Genomic DNA, 19,735 nt, shown 5'->3' on the forward strand with positions numbered 1-19,735 from the left:
ATGAATAATTTCTGGTTGTTCTATCAAAACAACTACCAAAAGATATCTATAGAAAAAGGTACTGTTACTGTAAGTTCTGAAGTAGAGGATCAGCTTACTGTCCGTAATTTTCCATTTACGGATGGGTCTTTGCTTGTCGATATCCAAAATGACCAATTCACAGTTAAACAACAGTCCGGTGTAATAGGAAGCGGTACATACAGCCAACCCTTTGAGTGGAAAGACGATAAGAAAGAGTTAAAAATGGTGCTTACGCCAAGTCCCTCGCAATCCCAGACCTATTATATAGGTAGCAGAGAGCAAGTAGTTTTTTCTAAAAAAGCTGGCGATCAAGGGAAAACGATTACGTTCATCAGAAACTTTTCAAGAAAATGGGTTGTAAATATTTCTGATGAAAATGGTTATTTGAATGGGCACAAAATAGATGATGGTACCGTCCTAGAAGTTGGAGATTTGCTACTTTGGTCCTTTATGGAGATCCGGTTGATTGAAGAGGATGTCTTCGAGGTTGCAAGCCATACAGAATATGAGACAGACCTTTCTGACATACAGCGACCTCAGTCAGAAATGAAGAAGAAATATCCAAGCTATCGTAGGACACCAAGGATGGTTTATGATCTTCCTGACGAAAAGGTGTCTCTACAATTTCCTACGCAGGAATCAGATGACAATAATAAAGGTCTGTGGCTCATTATCATGCCTCCACTTATTATGTTGATAGTCATGGGAGTGGTAGCGCTCGTTGCACCGAGGGGAATATTCATCATTATTTCAATGGTTATGTTTATGACCACACTTATTACGTCAACCGTTCAATTCTTTAAAGAAAAAGCAAACCGAAAAAGAAGCGAAGAACGGAGAAGAAGAGTTTATTCGCTTTATCTTGAAAATAAGCGAAAAGAGCTGCAAGAATTAGCAGAAAAGCAGAGTAATGTACTCACGTTTCACTTCCCTTCTTTTGAGCGGATGAAATATCTGACAGGAGAGATTTCCGATCGAATATGGGAAAGGTCATTGGAGAGTCATGATTTCTTGCAATTCCGTTTAGGACGAGGAAAAGTCCCTTCCAGTTATGAAATATCCATTAACTCTGGGGATATGGCCAATAGGGAGATTGATGATCTTCTTGAAAAGTCGCAGCATTTGGAAAAAGTATATAGAGAAATCGATAATGTTCCGGTTGTAGCGGATTTATCTAAAGGCGCCATCGGTTTAATCGGGAAAGAATCAGTTATGAAAAATGAAATTCATCAGATAATAGGTCAGCTATCCTTTTTCCACAGCTATCACGATCTTCGATTTGTGTTTATTTTTAATGAGAAAGAATATGAACAATGGGAATGGGTGAAGTGGCTACCACATTTCCAGATACCGCAATCATTTGCTAAGGGTCTCATCTATAATGACCAAACAAGAGATCAATTGCTTTCTTCCATTTATGAAATGCTCAGAGAAAGAGACTTAATGGAAGATAAAGAGAAGGTTTCGTTCTCACCTCATATCGTCTTTATTATTACAGAGCAGCAGTTGATAGCAGATCATGTCATTCTTGAATATCTCGAGGGAGACCATAAAGACCTTGGCATTTCGGTCATTTTCGCTGCGGATTCTAAAGAGAGTTTGTCCGATAACATTGAAACTCTTGTGAGGTATATCAATACCCAAGAGGGAGACATTCTAATCCAAGACAAAAAAGCAGTTTCCATTCCCTTTACATTGGATTCCCATAAAAGAGATGGAAACGAAGTCTTCTCGAGAATGCTTAGAACCCTCGATCATCAGGTGGGTATGACAAACTCCATCCCTAATAGCATATCTTTTTTAGAAATGATGAAAGTAAAAGAAGTTGGGATGCTACCGATACAAGAAAACTGGCTTACAAGAGAGTCTTCTAAATCCTTGGCAGTACCTATCGGGTTAAAAGGTAAAGAAGACATATCTGTACTGAACTTACACGAAAAAGCCCATGGTCCACATGGTCTATTGGCAGGTACAACGGGATCTGGGAAAAGTGAATTCTTGCAGACTTATATTCTATCCCTTGCTATTCACTATCATCCGCATGAAGTAGCTTTCCTGCTCATTGACTACAAAGGTGGAGGAATGGCTCAACCGTTTGAAAAAATGCCCCATTTATTAGGAGTCATTACTAACATTGAAGGAAGTAAGAACTTCAGTGCAAGGGCACTTGCTTCGATTAAAAGTGAGCTGAAAAGGCGTCAGCGATTGTTTGATCAGTACAAGGTCAATCATATTAATGCTTATACAGATCTTTATAAGCAAAATAAAGCGGAAGAACCTTTGCCGCACTTATTCCTTATTTCCGATGAGTTTGCAGAATTGAAAGCGGAAGAACCAGAGTTTATCCGGGAGTTGGTTAGTGCTGCGCGGATAGGAAGAAGTTTAGGTGTTCATCTAATTCTAGCGACCCAGAAACCAGGCGGAGTCATTGATGAACAGATCTGGAGTAACGCTCGTTTTAAAGTGGCGTTAAAAGTGCAAGATGCAGATGACAGCAGAGAGATTCTGAAAAATGGAGATGCTGCTTCCATTACCGTTACAGGCCGGGGGTATCTTCAGGTAGGCAACAATGAAGTATATGAACTATTTCAATCTGCTTGGAGTGGAGCACCTTATCTTGAGGATACAACTGAGACAGAAGATGAGGTAGCATTTGTCACGGACCTTGGACTTGTCCCATTGTCCGATGTATCGACATCTAAAAAGAAAAAGAAAAGTGCTCAAACAGAGATAGGAGCAGTGGTGGAGGAAATCCATTCTGTTCAGCAATATATGGGCATCAGACAACTTAACAGCCCATGGCTCCCTCCTTTAGAGGCAAGACTTTCCCGCAAGAAGTATATTTCCGAGGAGCAAGGTTTCATTCCACTTGCATTAAAGGATGAGCCTGAAAAACAATCGCAAACGGTTTATGAATATGAACTAGTGGAAGATGGGAATATCGGGATATTCGGTTCATCAGGTTATGGTAAGTCACATACCATTCTGATGCTGTTGTTAAGTATGGCAGAGAAATATACACCAGAAGAGTTGCACTATTATATCTTTGATTTCGGTAATGGAACTTTGCTGCCATTGCGTCAGCTTCCACATACAGCAGATTTCTTCTTGATGGATGAAGAACGGAAAATCGAGAAGTTCATGCGTATCTTAAAGGATGAAATGGCTAGACGTAAAAATCTGTTCCAACAGCAAGAGGTAAGTTCCATTAAAATGTTCAATTCTCTGAGTAAAGAAAAATTACCTATCATTTTCATGACGATCGATAATTTTGATCTTATCAAAGAGGAAATGCAAGATCTAGAAATGCAAATTAACCAGTTTGTCCGAGATGGCCAGTCATTGGGAATCTATATGATATTTACAGCCACAAGGGTCAACTCAATCAGACAATCATTGATGAACAACCTGAAAACAAAAATAGTTCACTATCTGATGGATAATAGTGAAGCTTTCACTATATTAGGGAGGGTCCCTTATAATCCTGAACCAATTCCAGGAAGAGCCATCATAAAGAAGGATGAAGCATTCTTCTCGCAAGTCTTCTTGCCTGGTGAAGGGAAAGATGATTTTGAAATACTAGATTCCATTCGAAGTGATATTGCATCTATTAAAGAAAAGTATCGTGAGTACAAGGAACCGCAAGTTGTTCCGATGCTCCCTACTGACCTAAATGTCATCAATTTTGCAAAATATACAGAAGGCAAGCTGAAAAAAGGGCTTGTTCCGATTGGACTGGACGAAGAATTTGTCCAACCTGTATTTATCAACTATGAAAAATATAAACATTGTATGGTGGTAGGACAAGCTCAAAAAGGCAAAACAAATGTCATGAAAGTGATATTAAATACGACGATAGATCAAGGTGCTGAATCTATTGGACTCTTTGATTCATTTGACAGAAGCCTTTCCAATTATACAGAAGAAGACAATGTCACCTACTTAGAAACTAAAGAGCAAATAGCAAAATGGGTGGAAGAAGTGGAGCAGAAGTTGCTTGCTAGAGAAAGTGACTACCTTAAGAAAGTTCAATTTGGAGACACTTCCATGGATTACCCACCATTGTTCCTTGTTATAGATGGGTATGCGAGATTTATTCAGACGGTCGACCCGATGCTGCAAGACAAGTTTGCGAGACTAATGAAAAATTATAGTCACCTAGGATTTAATATGGTTGCCTCAGGCAGTAACAATGATCTGTCAAAAGGCTACGATACACTTACAATGGAAGTAAAGCAGATACGACAAGCACTCGTTCTTATGAAAAAGTCAGAGCAGAATATTTTCACTCTGCCATATGAGAGAAACGAAGAAGAAATTCATCCTGGATACGGTTATTACGTTATCAACGGCAAAGAAATGAAAATTCAGATTCCGCTATGCACTACGGAAAGGAAGGTATTTACATGACGGGAAAAACCACCTATATAATAAAGATGGTGTTGGTTATTCTCCTAATCCTAGTGACACCTGCAGTTTTCTTTGGATCTGTCGGGGAAAACCCGATGGAAGTGAAAAGAACCGCTTCGAGAGTAATTGCAGTAGTAAATGAAGACACTGGAATGGAAAAGGATGATAAAGCCCTTGAGTTTGGAAAGGAAATCTCCTCTATATTTGAGGAGGATTCTAGATATGAATGGACAGTAATCGGTAGGAGTGCGGCAGTAAACGGCCTGGAAGATTCCAAATATGATGCAGTTGTTTATATCCCTTCCAATTTTTCTACCAACATCATGACCTATGAGAGTAATCAGCCGCTTAAAGCTAACTTTGAATACAATGTTCAAGATCAATTAAATACCATTGATCGAGAAAAAGTTTTACGTGAAATTGAAAAAGCAACAAGTAAGGTAAACAGTAGAATTTCTACTCTTTACTGGACATATGTTTCCCAGGACTTAGAAAACGTCCGAGCTCATTTTGATACCATTTTGCAAAAGGAAATAGATTTCCAAAATGCCATGTTAGCATTCTATAAACCTACTTCCTTAAATCTTGCATCCGAAATTGAAAGACAGCGTTCAATGCTTGAAAGCCTTCAATCAACTGTTACAACTGTAAGCCAAGACGCTCCTGGGAGAGAAAGCACGGTACAACAGTTCGAAGACAACCTAACATCCTTTGTACAATTTGTAGACCAATTTAAAGAATATCAAGACAGCCAACAATTGGTCTTACAAGAACTTCAGGATGAAAGCATGGGAAGCATTCAGCTCTTAGCAACGGCTCAACCATCCCGTTTTGCGCAAGTGCAAGAATATTTTTCTCAAGGAGGAACAGAGATAAATAACAGGTTGGAGTCTGTTAATAGCAGCATGGAGAGTAACAATACGGCCCTTAATGAGCTTTCCGAATTAAGAAAATCCGAAGTAGACAGGCAAACGGGAGATATGGAAGCATTCTTTGAACAACAAGAACAGATTGCCATGTCACAAAAAAATGCCGATCTAAGTGAATTAGAAACAACGCTAGAGAACTTGAAAGACGAACTTGAAAAAGAAGGCGAAAAAGAGCCAGGAAAACCCGAAGATCCTAAGCCTGTAACGACATCGTCTGTAAGTGAAGTCAAGGATGACGATTCGGAGGAGGTTGAGGTTCCAGAAAACAGAAGTTTTGAGAATGAAATAAAGGAATTAAATGCGATTGCTAAAGATATCAATGATATCCAAACAACCATTAATGGTTTGGGAGAACTGGTTCCCGAAGAAATACTCACTGTCCTAAATCCTCTAGGTGAATTATCTTCTAGGATTTCACAGGTAGAAGAAAGCCTTAAAGGCGTAGAAGAAGAAAACCCATTACTTAAAATAATTGAGCAGCTGGAAGCCGAAAAGCAAGCTCTAGAAGAAGAAATAGTAGGATATTTGGAACAGATTTCTGAACTAGAAGAAGTTATTGAATCATTAGAAGGGGACAAAGAATCCTTATCCAATAACCTTCAGACAGTTATAAATGAGATCGAGAAAACAGAAAAAGACATACTTGATCAAATTCAAGATGAGGATAGGTTAAGACTATTAGAACCAGTTTTTGATAAAGAAATAAATAATAATAACACCAAAGATCTATTAAATTATCATGCTTCTCTTGTTCAATACGAACAAACATTAAATCGGAATGTTAATGAAGATGTGGAAGCGCTCCTTGAAGATATCCAAAACATATTGAACGTGTCCGACCCTGAACAAGAAGGATGGAACAGTATAACAGCATCTCTCCCATCTACCATGGAACAGATGCAGGCACTGCAAGACAACTTCTCAGTGTTCATGGAAGAATACAGAGCAAACATTGAAGAGCAGCAGATGGCTATCATGAATGACATCTCTTCCCTTGAGGAAAGTGCAAACAATGTAATGGAACAGGTTCAATTATTTGAAAATAACGAACCAATTCCAACTAACGGCAATGATGGAAATACCGTAGTAACAAGACAGCAGACCATTAGTCAAGAATTATTGACATTGAATGAACTAGTCACTTCCGTAGGGGAAAGTCAGTCCAGCATTGTCTCTTATACGACAAAATTGCAAACAAATGTGGAAAATGTACAAAATGATGCCGACACACTCAATGCCAAATGGGCAGAAAATGTAGATGCAACTAGAATGTACCGAGATGATATCTTTAATGTCCTAGGAAATGCTTATGTGGACGGACAGAAGAACGGTCCAGTTTATGAGCACCTTTCCAATCCTTTGCAAATAAGCGGCGATGCAGCAAGCGGCACAGAGGACAATAGAATTCCTCCAGTTGTAGTACTAGCGATTATCTTGATTAGCAGTCTTTTAATCGGATATTTCAGCCACTATTTCAACAATGCGCCAATGCTTGTGCAAGGTTCCATGTTTATTTTATTAAATATCATAGTTGGCTTGATTATCAGTTTGTATGGGTTAAACATCTATCCATTAGCGGAAGATCGTGCAATTCAGTGGTCCATATTCACTGTTCTTTTGCTTACAGCTGCGTCAGCGGTTGTACTTTCAGGATTTAGCATGGGCAAATTAGTCGGCTGGATTGCAAGTGTTGGACTGGTTATTTTCTTTATCAGCCCATTCCTTACTCTGACGGCACCAAATATCAATTACGAAGACCCGATGTCTCGCGTGTACATGTCCATTCAGTATGGCTCTAGCTCCCTCTTTATGACAGCGGTAATCACGTTGATTGTCATTCTATTGTTGCTTCTTGTTTTGCCACAATTGGTCAAACTATTTAAGAGTAGTAACGATAAAAAGAATGAAGATGAAGCGTATGAAGGCTAAAATTGCTTTGCTTTTAATAGCAGTAAGTGCACTGATGTCTTTACTGCCGTTGAACGGGACAGTAACTATGGCAGATTCTGATATTGAATCCCTCGAGCCAAACAGTTATGAAAAAAAGGATTTTAAAGAGAATACAAATTTCCTGCGTGAAAATAATCTTAATGAGCGCAGGGAATCTGTTCCCGAAGAACAAAAGCTCCTTACTTTCAAGGAACGAGAAAAGAAAGCGGAAGAGAACTTTGTCGGAACATTATTTATGACCGGTGAAAAAAAATCCACCACCATCCAAGTTACCTCTCAAGAGTTGAAACTGTTCACCGAACAAGACAACTCAAGGTACCAAGCGGTGGTTGCCACCGATAGCTCATCCAAAACAAGCAGCATCACTATTCTTCTATATGGATTTCTTGCCATAGCATTGATTCTATTACTAGCAATCATCCTACCGAGAATGGCAAAAGGAAAAGCATAACTTCAACCCCCTCTCGTTTAGGAGAGGGGGTTATTTTACTTTAAATAGATAAAATATTCTAAAAAATAGAAAACTAAGCTACAATAGAGATACATATTGTGACAAGAAGGTGGAAAGTCCGTGATCACATTAAAAGAAATGATAACGCCAATTCCATATCAAATAAAAGAAGACACAACTCTTAAAGAAGCATTAAATATTATGAAAGAAGAAAAATATGGTCTCTTGCCTGTAGTGAATGAAGCTCGAAAATTAGTGGGTGTATTTACCCGAAGCAGACTATTTCAAATGGTTAAACTGGAAAAGTCACTCACCACTCCCATTAAGGATTTTGTCAAAAGAGATGTCAATTCTTTAAAGGAGGATACCCCATTTAAAGAATTACAGGAAATTGTTCGAAACAGTTCAGTGGGGACTGGGGTCGTTGTGGATGCGGAAAACAGAGTAGTTGGTTTGTTTACTAAAGCGGATATGGTGATGGGTCTACTCAATGTAACCAGAACATTAAATTTGAAGCAATCCCTACAGACCGCAATGGATCATGCTTATGATGGAATATTGTTGGCTGATGAAACACAAACGATTCAAATGGTTAGCCCCTCACTTTTGGAATTGTTCAATATGGATTATCAGGATGTTTTACATAAAAAAACAAATCAGGTATTTCCGCATTTTCAAATATCAAAGATTTATGAATCTGAAGAGGCGGATATTAGTGATTTCCATGAGATAAATGGAATCAAGTATATCATTCACCGAATACCCGTCAAACAAGAAGGTCGCGTGGTTGGAGCAATTGTGAAAATAATGTATAGGCAGTTGAATGAAGTCAATGAACTTTTCAAACGACTTCAAAAGGCAGAAAACAAAGCAAGTTTTTATCACACAGAACTGAAAAAATCCGAAAATGCCAAGTTTACTTGGGATCATATCATAAGCGAACACACAGTTATGGAAAAAATAAAAAAGAGTGCGGCAAAAGCGGCGAAAGGTCGTTCAACCATATTAATTAGAGGAGAGAGCGGGACAGGCAAGGAACTATTCGCCCATGCGGCTCATAACAGCTCGGCTAGGAAAGATGGGAAGTTCGTTGTCGTGAATTGTGCGGCAATACCAGAGGACTTATTAGAATCAGAGTTTTTCGGATATGAGGATGGTGCTTTTACAGGGGCCAGGTCACGAGGGAAAATCGGTAAGTTTGACTTAGCAAATGGAGGATCTCTATTTTTAGATGAAATAGGGGACATGTCTTTGAACCTTCAAGCCAAGCTTTTAAGGGTGTTGCAAGAGAGAGAATTTTATCGGGTAGGAGGCACGAAAAGAATTCAAGTGGATGTAAGGATAATCGCAGCTACCAATCGCAACTTGGAGGAAATGGTGAAAGAAGGAACATTCCGTGAAGATTTATACTACCGGTTGAATGTCATTTCGTTATTCATACCACCTCTCCGCGAAAGAATGATGGACATACAAGTTCTTTCCGAAAAAATAATGAGCGAGCTTAATCGCGTTATTGGTACAAGCATTACCGGCTTCGAGCCGCGGGCAAAACAAATACTTATGTCCTATCATTGGCCAGGAAATGTCCGCGAACTACGAAATGTGATGGAGCGTGCCATGACATTTGCAGAACACGGAAAAATTAAAGTAGAGGATCTGCCGGACTATATGCTTGGAAGTAATCACGTGTTAGTGGATGAAACAGCGGTCACGCAAGAAGAGTCGATGGTTGAAAGTGCAGAGCGTGTAGCGATTGAAACAGCTCTTACGAAAACGAAAGGAAATAAAGCAAAAGCAGCGAAGATGTTGGGAATCAGCAGGTCGAGCCTTTATGATAAATTGAGAAAGTATCAATTGAATGAGAAGTAAATGGAAAAAAGGCGGTTTCTTTGAGGAATTCGCCTTTTTTTCATTATGAAAAATCCATGAACTTAGTTTGTACAGTTCTTTTGAGCATATACAGTGTAGCTTTAGAAGTGTACAGATTTTGGACGCTTTTTTTATAGTCAGATGAGAGATAACTTAGGACCCCTTTACAAGCTGATTACCAGTCTTGGCACAATTCTTGCATAAATATGGATGAATCAAATTAAAGGGAGGAAAGTGTATGAACATTGGAATGTATCTGTCCCAAAATGCCAGAAAAGTGCCGAATAAGCTTGCGATCGACTGTGAAGGGAGACAATTTAATTACGATCAGTTCAATAAGGAAGTAAATAAACTTGCTCACGGTTTGTTAGGTCTAGGTGTCACCAAAGGCGACAAAGTGGCTTTCATGATGAAAAACTCGGACACTTTTGTTTTCTCTTATTTTGCAGGTGCAAAGATTGGTGCTGTCATCGTACCAATGAATTTCCGTTTAACCTCCTCTGAAATTCAATATATTTTAGAGCAGTCAGAAGCGAAAGTCGTCATCTGTGATGAGGAATTTGAAGGAACCATTGCAACGGCGAAGGCAAGCAGTACTGTTGAAAAGGTTATTGTGGTAGGGACACCGACCATGCCTGAAAACAGATCATACGCGGAGGTCCTATCAACAAACGTAGAAGATCCAAAAGTAGAAGTCTTTGAAACCGACGATTTAGAGATTTTATACACGTCCGGAACGACCGGTCGTCCAAAAGGTGCTTTGTTCGATCACAGACGAATTTTCAATGTTGGCCTTTCCATGATGATCAGTATGGGGATCAATCAGCAAGAGCGCTTTCTACATATTGCACCATTGTTCCATTCTGCGCAGCTGAATTTATTCCTTGTATCGGGTACGGTGCTTGGAGCGACGCATTTCATTCACCGTGATTTTCATCCAGTTCATACACTTCAAGCGATTCAGGAACATAAGATTACGCATTTCTTTGGAGTGCCGGCCATGTTCAATTTCCTGTTACAGGTACCAAATGCGAACAGCTATGACCTTTCTTCCATCAAGCGTTGCGGTTATGGAGCGGCTCCAATGGCACCAGAGCTTGTGAAAAAGAGCATGAACTTATTCAAAAACGATCAATTCTTCAATCTCTGCGGTTTAACGGAGGCAGGACCAAACGGGATTTTATTAGATCCGATCGGTCACAAAAAACATCTCGGAAAAAATGGGAAACCTTCGTTTTTGACAGAAGCAAGAGTGGTTGATGAAACGGGCCGTGATATTGAAGTCGGCGCAGTGGGGGAATTCATCCTTAAAGGTGAATCCATCATGAAAGAATATTACAAAAAACCGGAAGAAACGAAGGCTGCTTTAAAAGATGGATGGTTATATACAGGAGATTTAGCTACCGTTGACGAAGAAGGTAATATCACCTTAGTAGACCGCAAAAAAGACATGATTATTTCGGGAGGAGAAAACGTTTATTCCATTGAGGTGGAAGAAGTGTTGTACGAACATCCTCAAGTTCTCGAGGCAGCTATTATCGGACTGCCAGATGAGGTATGGGGAGAAGCGGTATGTGCAGTGGTCGTTCCTCATAAAGATCAAGTGGTCAATGAAGAGGAACTAAAACAGTTCTGCCGTCAGAAGCTTGCTGGCTATAAGGTTCCGCGGAGAATTTTTTTGGAAGAGACGCTACCAAGAAATGCATCAGGAAAAATACTGAAGTATCAGCTTAGACAACAATTAAATCAAGTAAACGCATAGGGGTGAAGTAATTTGAAATCGCTTTCAACAAAAAGAGAACCAAGAAAACATCCATACTTAACAAAAGACCATCAACAATTCAGAAAGTCTCTGCGCAAGTTTTTAGAAAGAGAAGCAGTTCCTTTTTATGATGAGTGGGAAAGTGATCGCATCATTCCTCGTTCGTTCTGGACAAAGATGGGGGAACAGGGCTATCTTTGCCCTGATATTGATGAAAAATACGGTGGAAGTGAGACGGACTGGGGTTATTCAGTTGTAATTAACGAAGAGCTCGAGCGTGTGGGGACTGGATTAATTGGTGTAGCGCTACACAATGATATTGTAGTCCCTTATATCACAAGCTTCGGAACAGAGGAGCAGAAGCAGAGATGGCTGCCTTCATGTGTGTCTGGTCGAACGATTACCGCCATTGCCATGACAGAGCCTGGGACAGGATCGGATCTTGCGAATATCAAAACAACGGCAAGACTTGAAGGAGACCATTATATCGTTAATGGAGCAAAAACATTCATTACGAATGGAATCCATGCAGATCTAGTGATCGTGGCAGTAAAGACAGATACAGAAATTCACCCGCAGCACAGAGGAGTCAGCCTGCTTGTGATTGAACGAGGCCATCAAGGTTTTTCTAGAGGGCGGAAGCTGGACAAAGTGGGATTACATTCGCAAGATACAGCCGAATTATTTTTTGAGGATTGTAAGGTCCCTAAGGAGAATTTACTCGGAGAAGAAGGTCGCGGGTTCTTATACTTAATGGATAAATTGCAGCAAGAAAGGCTGTTGGTGGGCATTGGAGCGCAAATTGCTTCAGAGGAAATGCTGCAGTCCACGATTGACTATGTGAAGAGCAGGGAAGCATTCGGCAGACCTGTCAGTCAATTTCAGAATACTCAGTTTAAAATAGCCGAAATGGCGACAGAAGTGGAAATGGGAAGAGCTTTTCTTGACCAGCTCATCGCCGATCATATTGCCGGAGAAGATGTCGTGACAAAGGTATCGATGGCAAAATGGAAGCTCACCGAAATAGCAAGAAATATTGCGACTCAGTGCATGCAGCTTCATGGAGGATACGGTTATATGGAAGAATACAAGATTGCAAGAAGATACCGGGATATACCTGTTGCCAGTATTTATGCAGGAACCAATGACATTATGAAAACGATCATTGCCAAAAACTTAGGATTGTAGGAAGGGAGATTATTCATCATGAGAGAAGTCGTCATTGTAGAAGGAGTACGAACACCAGTCGGGAGAAGAAAAGGATTATTAAAGGATTACCGACCAGATGATTTGGCTGGGCAAGTATTGAAGGAGCTTGTAAAGCGTGCGGGCATTGACGCAGGACTAGTGGAAGACGTTATCCTTGGATGTGTGACACAGTCTGGAGAACAGGCTGGGGATATTGCAAGGGTTGCTGCTTTGATTGCAGGTTTTCCGATAGAAGTGCCAGGTACTACGCTTGATCGTCAATGTGGCTCCAGTCAACAGGCTGTACACTTTGCAGCACAGGCCATTCTTTCAGGTGACATGGATGTGGTCATTGCCGGGGGAGTAGAGAACATGACAAGAGTGCCGATGGGATCCAACTATCAAAAGGCTCCGTTCAGTGACAGGCTACAGGAGAAATATGAAATCATTAACCAAGGACTTTCAGCGGAAAGAATTGCCGAAAAGTATGGATTCACACGTGAGGAGTTAGATACCTTTTCATATGAAAGCCATCAAAAAGCGTTAAAAGCGCAAGCAGAGGGTTATTTTACAACAGAAATCATGCCGATTGAAGTATCATTGGAAGACGGTACAACATTTATGATGAAGGAAGATTCTGGTCCTCGCAAGGAAACGTCAGTGGAGGCGCTTGGTGGTTTAAAAACCGTATTCAAGGAAGATGGCGTCATCCATGCAGGGAATGCAAGCCAAATCAGTGACGGCGCAGCAGCTGTTCTATTGATGACAAAGGAAAAGGCATTGGAGCTTGGATTAAAGCCGCGTTTCAAAGTTCATACAAGAGTGGTGGTCGGTTCTGATCCAACCTTGATGCTGACAGGTCCTATTCCGGCAACCGAGAAAGTGCTGCTAAAATCAGGCCTATCCATTGATGACATTGATGTGTTTGAAGTCAATGAAGCTTTTGCTCCGGTTCCGATGGCTTGGTTGAAGGAAACAGGAGCTGATCCGGCTAAACTTAATCCAAATGGCGGTGCAATTGCGTTAGGTCATCCTCTAGGGGCAAGCGGAGCGAGATTAATGATAAGTATGATGCATGAACTTGAACGTACTGGTGGCAGGTACGGCCTCCAGACAATGTGTGAGGGGCATGGAATGGCGAACGCGACCATCATTGAAAGGCTTGACTGATACTTAATGAAAAGTAGGAGGATGAAAGATGTCGATAACGATTGGGAAAATCTTTGATCTTACAGTACAAAAGTTTCCGGATAAAGAAGCGCTTTATGATGTGAAGAAAAATGTACGATATACCTACAAAGAATGGAATGTGGAAGTAAACCGGTTAGCCAATGCCCTTTTGGAAGAAGGAGTAAAAAAAGGGGACAGGGTCTCCACGCTGCTTTTTAACACAGAGGAACTGGCAAACACGATGCTTGCTTGTGCAAAAATCGGAGCCGTCTTCAATCCAATCAATTTCCGCTTGCAGCCGGAGGAAGTGGCGTTCATTCTAAACGACGCAAGGCCGAAAGTCGTAATGTATGAAAAAGCGTTGGAACCTGTTGTCGCTTCCATTGCGGGGCGCTTTGAAAAAACAGGATTCTGGATTATTGATGGGGAAGAAACCAGTTATTCCTCCTCTTATCATGAAAAATTGGTATCTGCCTCCAATGATGAAGTATCAATCAATGTCTTGGAAAACGACACATATGCGATCATGTACACGAGCGGAACGACAGGAAGGCCAAAAGGCGTCGTTCATCGACATAGGGATATGGCGGAGCAGAGTTTAATTGTCATTTCCGCCACGAAGCTTGAAGCGGAGGATATAGGCCTTGTGACCGCACCAATGTTCCATTGCGCGGAACTGCACTGTGCTGTTATCCCAAGAATTCATGTAGGCGGGAAGAATGTCATCCTCCATCATTTTGAGCCGAAGAAGGTTCTTCAACTGATTCAAGAGGAAAAGGTGACGAAGTTTTTTGCCGCCCCAACTATGTGGAATATGCTATTGCAGGAGAACTTTAATGACTATGATTTGAGCAGCCTGAATCTTGGCTTATACGGTGCTGCTCCAATGGCACCCGCACTTGTCAGGGCGTGTCACGACTTATTGGGCATTTCCCTCGTCCAAGCATATGGCATGACAGAAATGGGACCAGCAATCACCTTCCTATCTGAAAAAGATCAGCTCAGGAAAGCAGGTTCCGCAGGCCAGGCCTGCCTGAATCATGAGATTCGGATTGTCCGTCCGAACGAAGATGGACCAAGTGATCCCGATGATATGTTGCCTGCAGGTGAAGCGGGAGAAATACTCGTCAAAGGTCCATGCATCATGAGCGCTTATTTTAACAGAGAGGAAGCGACGGCTGCTGCCATGTATAAAGGCTGGTACCATTCTGGGGACATTGGTTATCTGGATGAAGAAGGCTTTTTATATGTAAAAGATCGGGTGGATGACATGATCATCAGCGGTGGGGAGAACATCTATCCACGTGAGGTAGAAGATGTTCTTTATGAACACCCTGCTGTGTTGGATGTAGCCATTGTCGGTTTGCCTGATGACCGTTGGGGAGAAACGGTAACTGCGTTTGTGGTGAAAAAGAACGAAAAAGTGACAGAAGAAGAACTTGATGCTTTCTGTTTGAATAGTTCTGAGCTTGCACGTTATAAACGCCCACGAAAGTACATGTTTGTGGATGCCCTGCCTCGAAATGCAAGCGGGAAAATTCAGAAGTTTGTCTTGAGAAAGCAGATGGAAGAGCTTGTGACAGGGGAAACTCCATCCTTATGATAGAAAAATTGCTAGAAGGGATTAGAATACTAGATTTCACTAACTATCTTCCAGGTCCATATGCAACGCAACGTCTTACGGACCTTGGAGCAGAGGTCATCAAAGTGGAGCCTTCAGCAGGAGATCCAGCCCGTCATACAGGGGTAAAACTTGATGGGACTGGTGTGGTATATCTTGCAAATAATCATGGGAAAATGAGTGTTTCCGTCGATTTGAAAGATGAGGCTGACAGGGATAAAGTTATGAGTTTGGTTGAGGGTTGCGATGTTATTATAGAAAGTTTCAGGCCAGGTGTCATGTCAAAGTTCGGCCTTGACTATGAAACTGTAAAAGTCCAAAAGCCCGACATTATCTATTGTTCCATTACTGGCTACGGGAACCATGGTAGATGGAGCAAGCTTGGAAGCCATGATATCAACTATATGGCACTAAGCGGGATGCTGGCACAATTAAAAGATTCATCTGGCCGCCCCATTCACCCATCCATCACCATAGCCGACTATTTTGGTAGTATGGCAGCTTGTGAGATGGTGCTTGCACTTCTATTAAAAAAAGAGCGGTCAGGTCTAGGTGGCTACCACTCTATCAGTCTGACGGATGTGGCGGCTTCCTTCATGGGCACACACCTCATGATTCAACAAGAGGTGGGGGAAGAGCAGGGCATCACATTACTAAATGGGGAACTTATCAGCTATGGAATCTATGAAACAAAGGACGGGCGGTTTATGGCCCTTGGCGCATTGGAATATAAGTTCTGGCAGAATTTATGTGAAGCGGTGGATCGGGAAGAATGGCTTGGCGCGCATTTTTCGGTCAGAAGAGACAGTAATCCTGTTTCGGGCGGGATGGAAGAGTTGTTTGCTAGTCGCACTTTTGAAGAGTGGACAACCTTTAGCCAAGAGGTCGATTGCTGCTTAACCCCTGTGTTGGAAGTAGGGGAACTTTCAAGTTATCCATATTTTAAAGAGAATAATAGTATTTTTCATGATGATAAAGGAAATGTAAATGTTGCCATGCATAGTGGAAGTTACAAGGGGGTTAATCCTGCACCATCTGTTGGGGAACATACTGTGAGATTGCTGGACAAGCTTTAATGTAAGCTAAATTCATTTAATTGAGAGGGGTAATGTTAGATGATGAATGTACCTATGACCGTCAGTTCCATGCTGGAAAGAGCGGAAAGATTTTTCCCGAATAAAGAGGTTGTGTCAAGAACGCTATCAGGTGTGCAGCGTTTGTCCTATCGGAAAATTGGGGAGCGGACACGCCGATTATCCAGTGCGCTAGAAAAGCTAGGGGTGCAAAAAGGCGATAGAGTTGGAACCTTTGCTTGGAATCATCACCGCCATTTAGAAACCTACTTTGGAATTCCAGGAATGGGAGCAGTGCTTCATACGATTAATATCAGACTGGCTCCCGAGCATGTGTCTTATATTGTCAATCATGCAGAAGACGTAGTGCTTTTTGTGGATGAAGATTTGCTGCCGTTAGTGGAGCGGGTAAAGGACCAATTGGGAACAGTGAAAGCATTCATCATCATGACAGATAAAGAAGAGCTCCCATCGACTTCCTTACATCCTGTTTTCTCTTATGAAGATTTACTAGAAGAAGGGGACCCGAACTTCTCCTTTGTAAAAGATATCGATGAAAACGACGCGGCCGGAATTTGTTACACTTCCGCCACCACCGGTAATCCGAAAGGTGTCGTCTACTCTCATCGCTCATTGGTGCTTCACAGCTATGCTCTCGGATTGGCGGATACTGCAGGCCTGTCGGAATATGATACATGCATGCCGGTAGTACCAATGTTCCATGCAAATGCTTGGGGATTGCCGTTTGCAGCCACTTGGTTCGGTACCACGCAAGTGTTGCCAGGCCCTCAGTTCACACCGCAACTTTTGGCAGAATTGATAGAGAGCGAAAACATTACATTGACTGCCGGTGTTCCGACGATCTGGCTTGGTTTATTGAATGAGTTGGAAAAAGGATCGTATGACACATCAAGCCTGCGGGCAATATTGTGTGGTGGATCGGCTGCACCTCGCGGGATGATCAAGGCTTTTGAAACCAAATACGGCATACCATTTTTACATGCTTATGGCATGACAGAAACGACGCCACTTGCTACAGTTTCCAGGCTGAAAAGTCATCAAACAGATTTAGATGAAGAAAAAATGCTGGATATCCGCTCGATGCAAGGTTTGTTGGTTCCTGGACTTGAGATGAAAATTGTCGGTGCAGAAGGGGAAGTAGAATGGAACGGTGCGGAAATGGGTGAACTTTGCCTCCGCGGTCCATGGATTGCAGACGAGTACTATAAAGACGAGCGTTCTGCTGATGCCTTCATCGATGGCTGGCTGCACACAGGTGATGTTGTTACAGTGGATGAAGAAGGAGTCGTCAAAATCGTTGACCGTACAAAAGATTTAATAAAAAGCGGAGGCGAATGGATCTCCTCTGTTGATTTGGAAAATGCCATCATGGCGCATGAAGCAGTTTTTGAAGCAAGCGTCGTCGCCATTCCACATGACGAATGGCAGGAAAGACCAGTCGCATGCGTCGTACTGAAAGAAGCCTATGCCGGCAAAGTTGCTAAGCAAGAAATCATTGACTTCATCTCTCCTCAGTTCGCCAAATGGTGGCTGCCAGATGAAGTAATCTTCATGGAAGAAATACCGAAGACTTCGGTAGGGAAATTCCTGAAACGTACTTTAAGGGATATTGTGGAGAAAGAGATGAAGAGTACGGTGGAATAGGAGTTTTTTAAGGAGAGAATGGGCCTTTCTATTATGGAGAGGCCTGTTTTTTGTTCTTTAGGAAATTATTATTGTGGACAGTCTTCAGTGTAATTCTTAATCGTCGGGAAGATGAAGACCTCGGTGACGAGAAATCAGGAGGAGAGAAGTCGTCATCGGCGTTATGAAGACATCGGTGACGAGAAATTGGTAAGAGAGAAGTCCTCATCGCCCGTATGAAGACATCAGTGACGAGAAATCAGGAGGAGAGAAGTCCTCATCGGCCGTATGAAGACATCAGTGACGAGAAATCAGGAGGAGAGGAGTCCTCATCGGCGTTATGAAGACTTCAGTGACGGGAAATCAGGAGGAGAGAAGTCCTCATCGGCGTTATGAAGACATCAGTGACAAGAAATCAGGAGGAGAGAAGTCGTCATCGCCAATATGAAGCCCTTGGTGAAAGGGATTTTATTGATATATTCAAAGGTGAGCGCAAAGGAAAGATTCGGCCAAGATCAATATTTCAAAATTTGCGAAAAGCGAGAAAACGTCCCAAGAAATTATAATCTTGAGACGTGGTTTTAACTCGCGTTAGCAATTTTGTTCTTGGAGAGAGGAAGGCAACAGTTTTCCACAAACGGGCCAGATTACGGAGGAACTATTTTATTACGTAGTAGACTCTTACTGTGCAGCAAATAACTTGAAAGAGTCAACTAAAAGTAAAGAAGGATCTTTTTATTTATTAGATGATTGGTTTCAACAAATGAGCAAGGTTGTCGAATAACTCTACTTGGAGGAGGACCCTTTCCCCCATCCAATATATTCAACCGCTTGACATTGATTTTATTTATATAAATGATTATGTTAATAATAGTGAGGGTGATTGGATGAACGATTCATTAAGAATATTGATAATTGAAGATGATGAAGATATTAATCGCTTATTATGTAATATTGTTAGTAAGAGTGGTTATACCCCCAAGTCAGCTTATTCAGGGACGGAAGCAATGATTTACCTAGATAGCGAGAGATGGGATATGGTCCTCATCGATCTAATGCTTCCTGGTTTGTCTGGTGAAGATATTTTAAAAATAGTAACCAAAGAGAGCGATGTTCCTATCATTATTATTTCGGCTAAACTCGAAACACAATCAAAAATTGCTGCCTTAAGGGCTGGTGCCGATGACTACATTACAAAACCTTTCGATATTGAAGAGGTTTCTGCCAGAATTGATTCTTGCCTTAGAAGGTATCGTGATATACCGAGTGTGTCGATAACCAATCTGATGAGCAATAAAGATATTGTTTTGGATCCGGATGCAAAAATAGTGACTGTGAATGGAAATGTACTCAAATTAACAGCGCGAGAATATGAGATTTTACTTCTATTAATGTCTTCCCCAAATAAGGTCTTTACCAAAGCTAATTTATTCGAGAGCGTTTGGAATGAACCGTTTTATGGGGACGACAATACGATTAATGTCCATTTGAGTAATATTAGAAATAAGCTCTCTAAAGCAAATCCTAATGAAGTGTACATTGAAACGGTTTGGGGAATGGGGTACAAGCTCAAAACTTAAGGTTTTCTTAAGAATTGACTTAAGACTTTCTTATGTTTTCCTTCTTATAGTATAAGAGTGTTCAAAC

Annotated in this window: 11 protein-coding genes; all 11 read left to right on the forward strand. The window is 41.4% G+C overall.

Annotation, left to right across the window (positions count from 1 at the left end; all coding sequences use genetic code 11):
* The 11 genes from essC (at position 1) to B4U37_RS08540 (ending at position 19,668) form a co-directional block, all read left to right on the forward strand.
* The gene (gene essC, locus B4U37_RS08490) at positions 1-4,431 is read left to right on the forward strand and encodes a type VII secretion protein EssC (RefSeq protein ID WP_088017876.1); all 4,431 of its coding nucleotides are present in this window, start codon (positions 1-3) and stop codon (positions 4,429-4,431) included.
* Complete coding sequence (gene esaA, locus B4U37_RS08495; RefSeq protein ID WP_088017877.1) at positions 4,428-7,289, forward strand: type VII secretion protein EsaA; 2,862 nt, start codon at positions 4,428-4,430, stop codon at positions 7,287-7,289. Before essC ends, esaA begins: the two co-directional genes overlap by 4 nt.
* A complete protein-coding gene (gene essA, locus B4U37_RS08500) occupies positions 7,279-7,761 on the forward strand; it encodes a type VII secretion protein EssA (RefSeq protein WP_198317096.1) in 483 nt (160 codons plus the stop codon). The genes esaA and essA overlap by 11 nt, the downstream gene beginning before the upstream one ends.
* A gap of 120 nt (positions 7,762-7,881) precedes the next feature.
* Positions 7,882-9,630, forward strand: a complete 1,749-nt coding sequence (locus tag B4U37_RS08505; RefSeq protein WP_088017879.1) for a sigma-54-dependent Fis family transcriptional regulator — start codon at positions 7,882-7,884, stop codon at positions 9,628-9,630.
* 238 nt (positions 9,631-9,868) lie between these two features.
* On the forward strand, positions 9,869-11,392 hold the full coding sequence (locus B4U37_RS08510; RefSeq protein WP_088017880.1) for a long-chain-fatty-acid--CoA ligase: 1,524 nt from the start codon (positions 9,869-9,871) through the stop codon (positions 11,390-11,392).
* Positions 11,393-11,404: 12 nt separating this feature from the next.
* A complete protein-coding gene (locus B4U37_RS08515) occupies positions 11,405-12,580 on the forward strand; it encodes an acyl-CoA dehydrogenase family protein (RefSeq protein WP_088017881.1) in 1,176 nt (391 codons plus the stop codon).
* Positions 12,581-12,598: 18 nt separating this feature from the next.
* Positions 12,599-13,750, forward strand: a complete 1,152-nt coding sequence (locus tag B4U37_RS08520; protein WP_088017882.1) for a thiolase family protein — start codon at positions 12,599-12,601, stop codon at positions 13,748-13,750.
* Positions 13,751-13,778: 28 nt separating this feature from the next.
* Complete coding sequence (locus B4U37_RS08525) at positions 13,779-15,353, forward strand: fatty acid--CoA ligase (protein WP_088017883.1); 1,575 nt, start codon at positions 13,779-13,781, stop codon at positions 15,351-15,353.
* A complete protein-coding gene (locus B4U37_RS08530) occupies positions 15,350-16,447 on the forward strand; it encodes a CaiB/BaiF CoA transferase family protein (protein WP_088017884.1) in 1,098 nt (365 codons plus the stop codon). Before B4U37_RS08525 ends, B4U37_RS08530 begins: the two co-directional genes overlap by 4 nt.
* A 39-nt stretch (positions 16,448-16,486) precedes the next feature.
* On the forward strand, positions 16,487-18,109 hold the full coding sequence (locus B4U37_RS08535) for a long-chain fatty acid--CoA ligase (RefSeq protein ID WP_088017885.1): 1,623 nt from the start codon (positions 16,487-16,489) through the stop codon (positions 18,107-18,109).
* Between the two features lie 866 nt (positions 18,110-18,975).
* Positions 18,976-19,668, forward strand: a complete 693-nt coding sequence (locus B4U37_RS08540) for a response regulator transcription factor (RefSeq protein ID WP_010192535.1) — start codon at positions 18,976-18,978, stop codon at positions 19,666-19,668.
* Positions 19,669-19,735 lie beyond the last annotated feature (67 nt).

This window comes from Sutcliffiella horikoshii, from assembly GCF_002157855.1.
Classification (GTDB): Bacteria; Bacillota; Bacilli; order Bacillales; family Bacillaceae_I; genus Sutcliffiella_A; species Sutcliffiella_A horikoshii_C.

Coding starts and splice junctions, on each gene's coding strand:
- B4U37_RS08510 (WP_088017880.1), top strand. CDS start 9,869: ATGAACATTGGAATGTATCTGTCCCAAAATGCCAGAAAAGTGCCGAAT.
- B4U37_RS08540 (WP_010192535.1), top strand. CDS start 18,976: ATGAACGATTCATTAAGAATATTGATAATTGAAGATGATGAAGATATT.
- esaA (WP_088017877.1), top strand. CDS start 4,428: ATGACGGGAAAAACCACCTATATAATAAAGATGGTGTTGGTTATTCTC.
- B4U37_RS08530 (WP_088017884.1), top strand. CDS start 15,350: ATGATAGAAAAATTGCTAGAAGGGATTAGAATACTAGATTTCACTAAC.
- B4U37_RS08520 (WP_088017882.1), top strand. CDS start 12,599: ATGAGAGAAGTCGTCATTGTAGAAGGAGTACGAACACCAGTCGGGAGA.
- B4U37_RS08535 (WP_088017885.1), top strand. CDS start 16,487: ATGATGAATGTACCTATGACCGTCAGTTCCATGCTGGAAAGAGCGGAA.
- B4U37_RS08525 (WP_088017883.1), top strand. CDS start 13,779: ATGTCGATAACGATTGGGAAAATCTTTGATCTTACAGTACAAAAGTTT.
- essC (WP_088017876.1), top strand. CDS start 1: ATGAATAATTTCTGGTTGTTCTATCAAAACAACTACCAAAAGATATCT.
- essA (WP_198317096.1), top strand. CDS start 7,279: ATGAAGGCTAAAATTGCTTTGCTTTTAATAGCAGTAAGTGCACTGATG.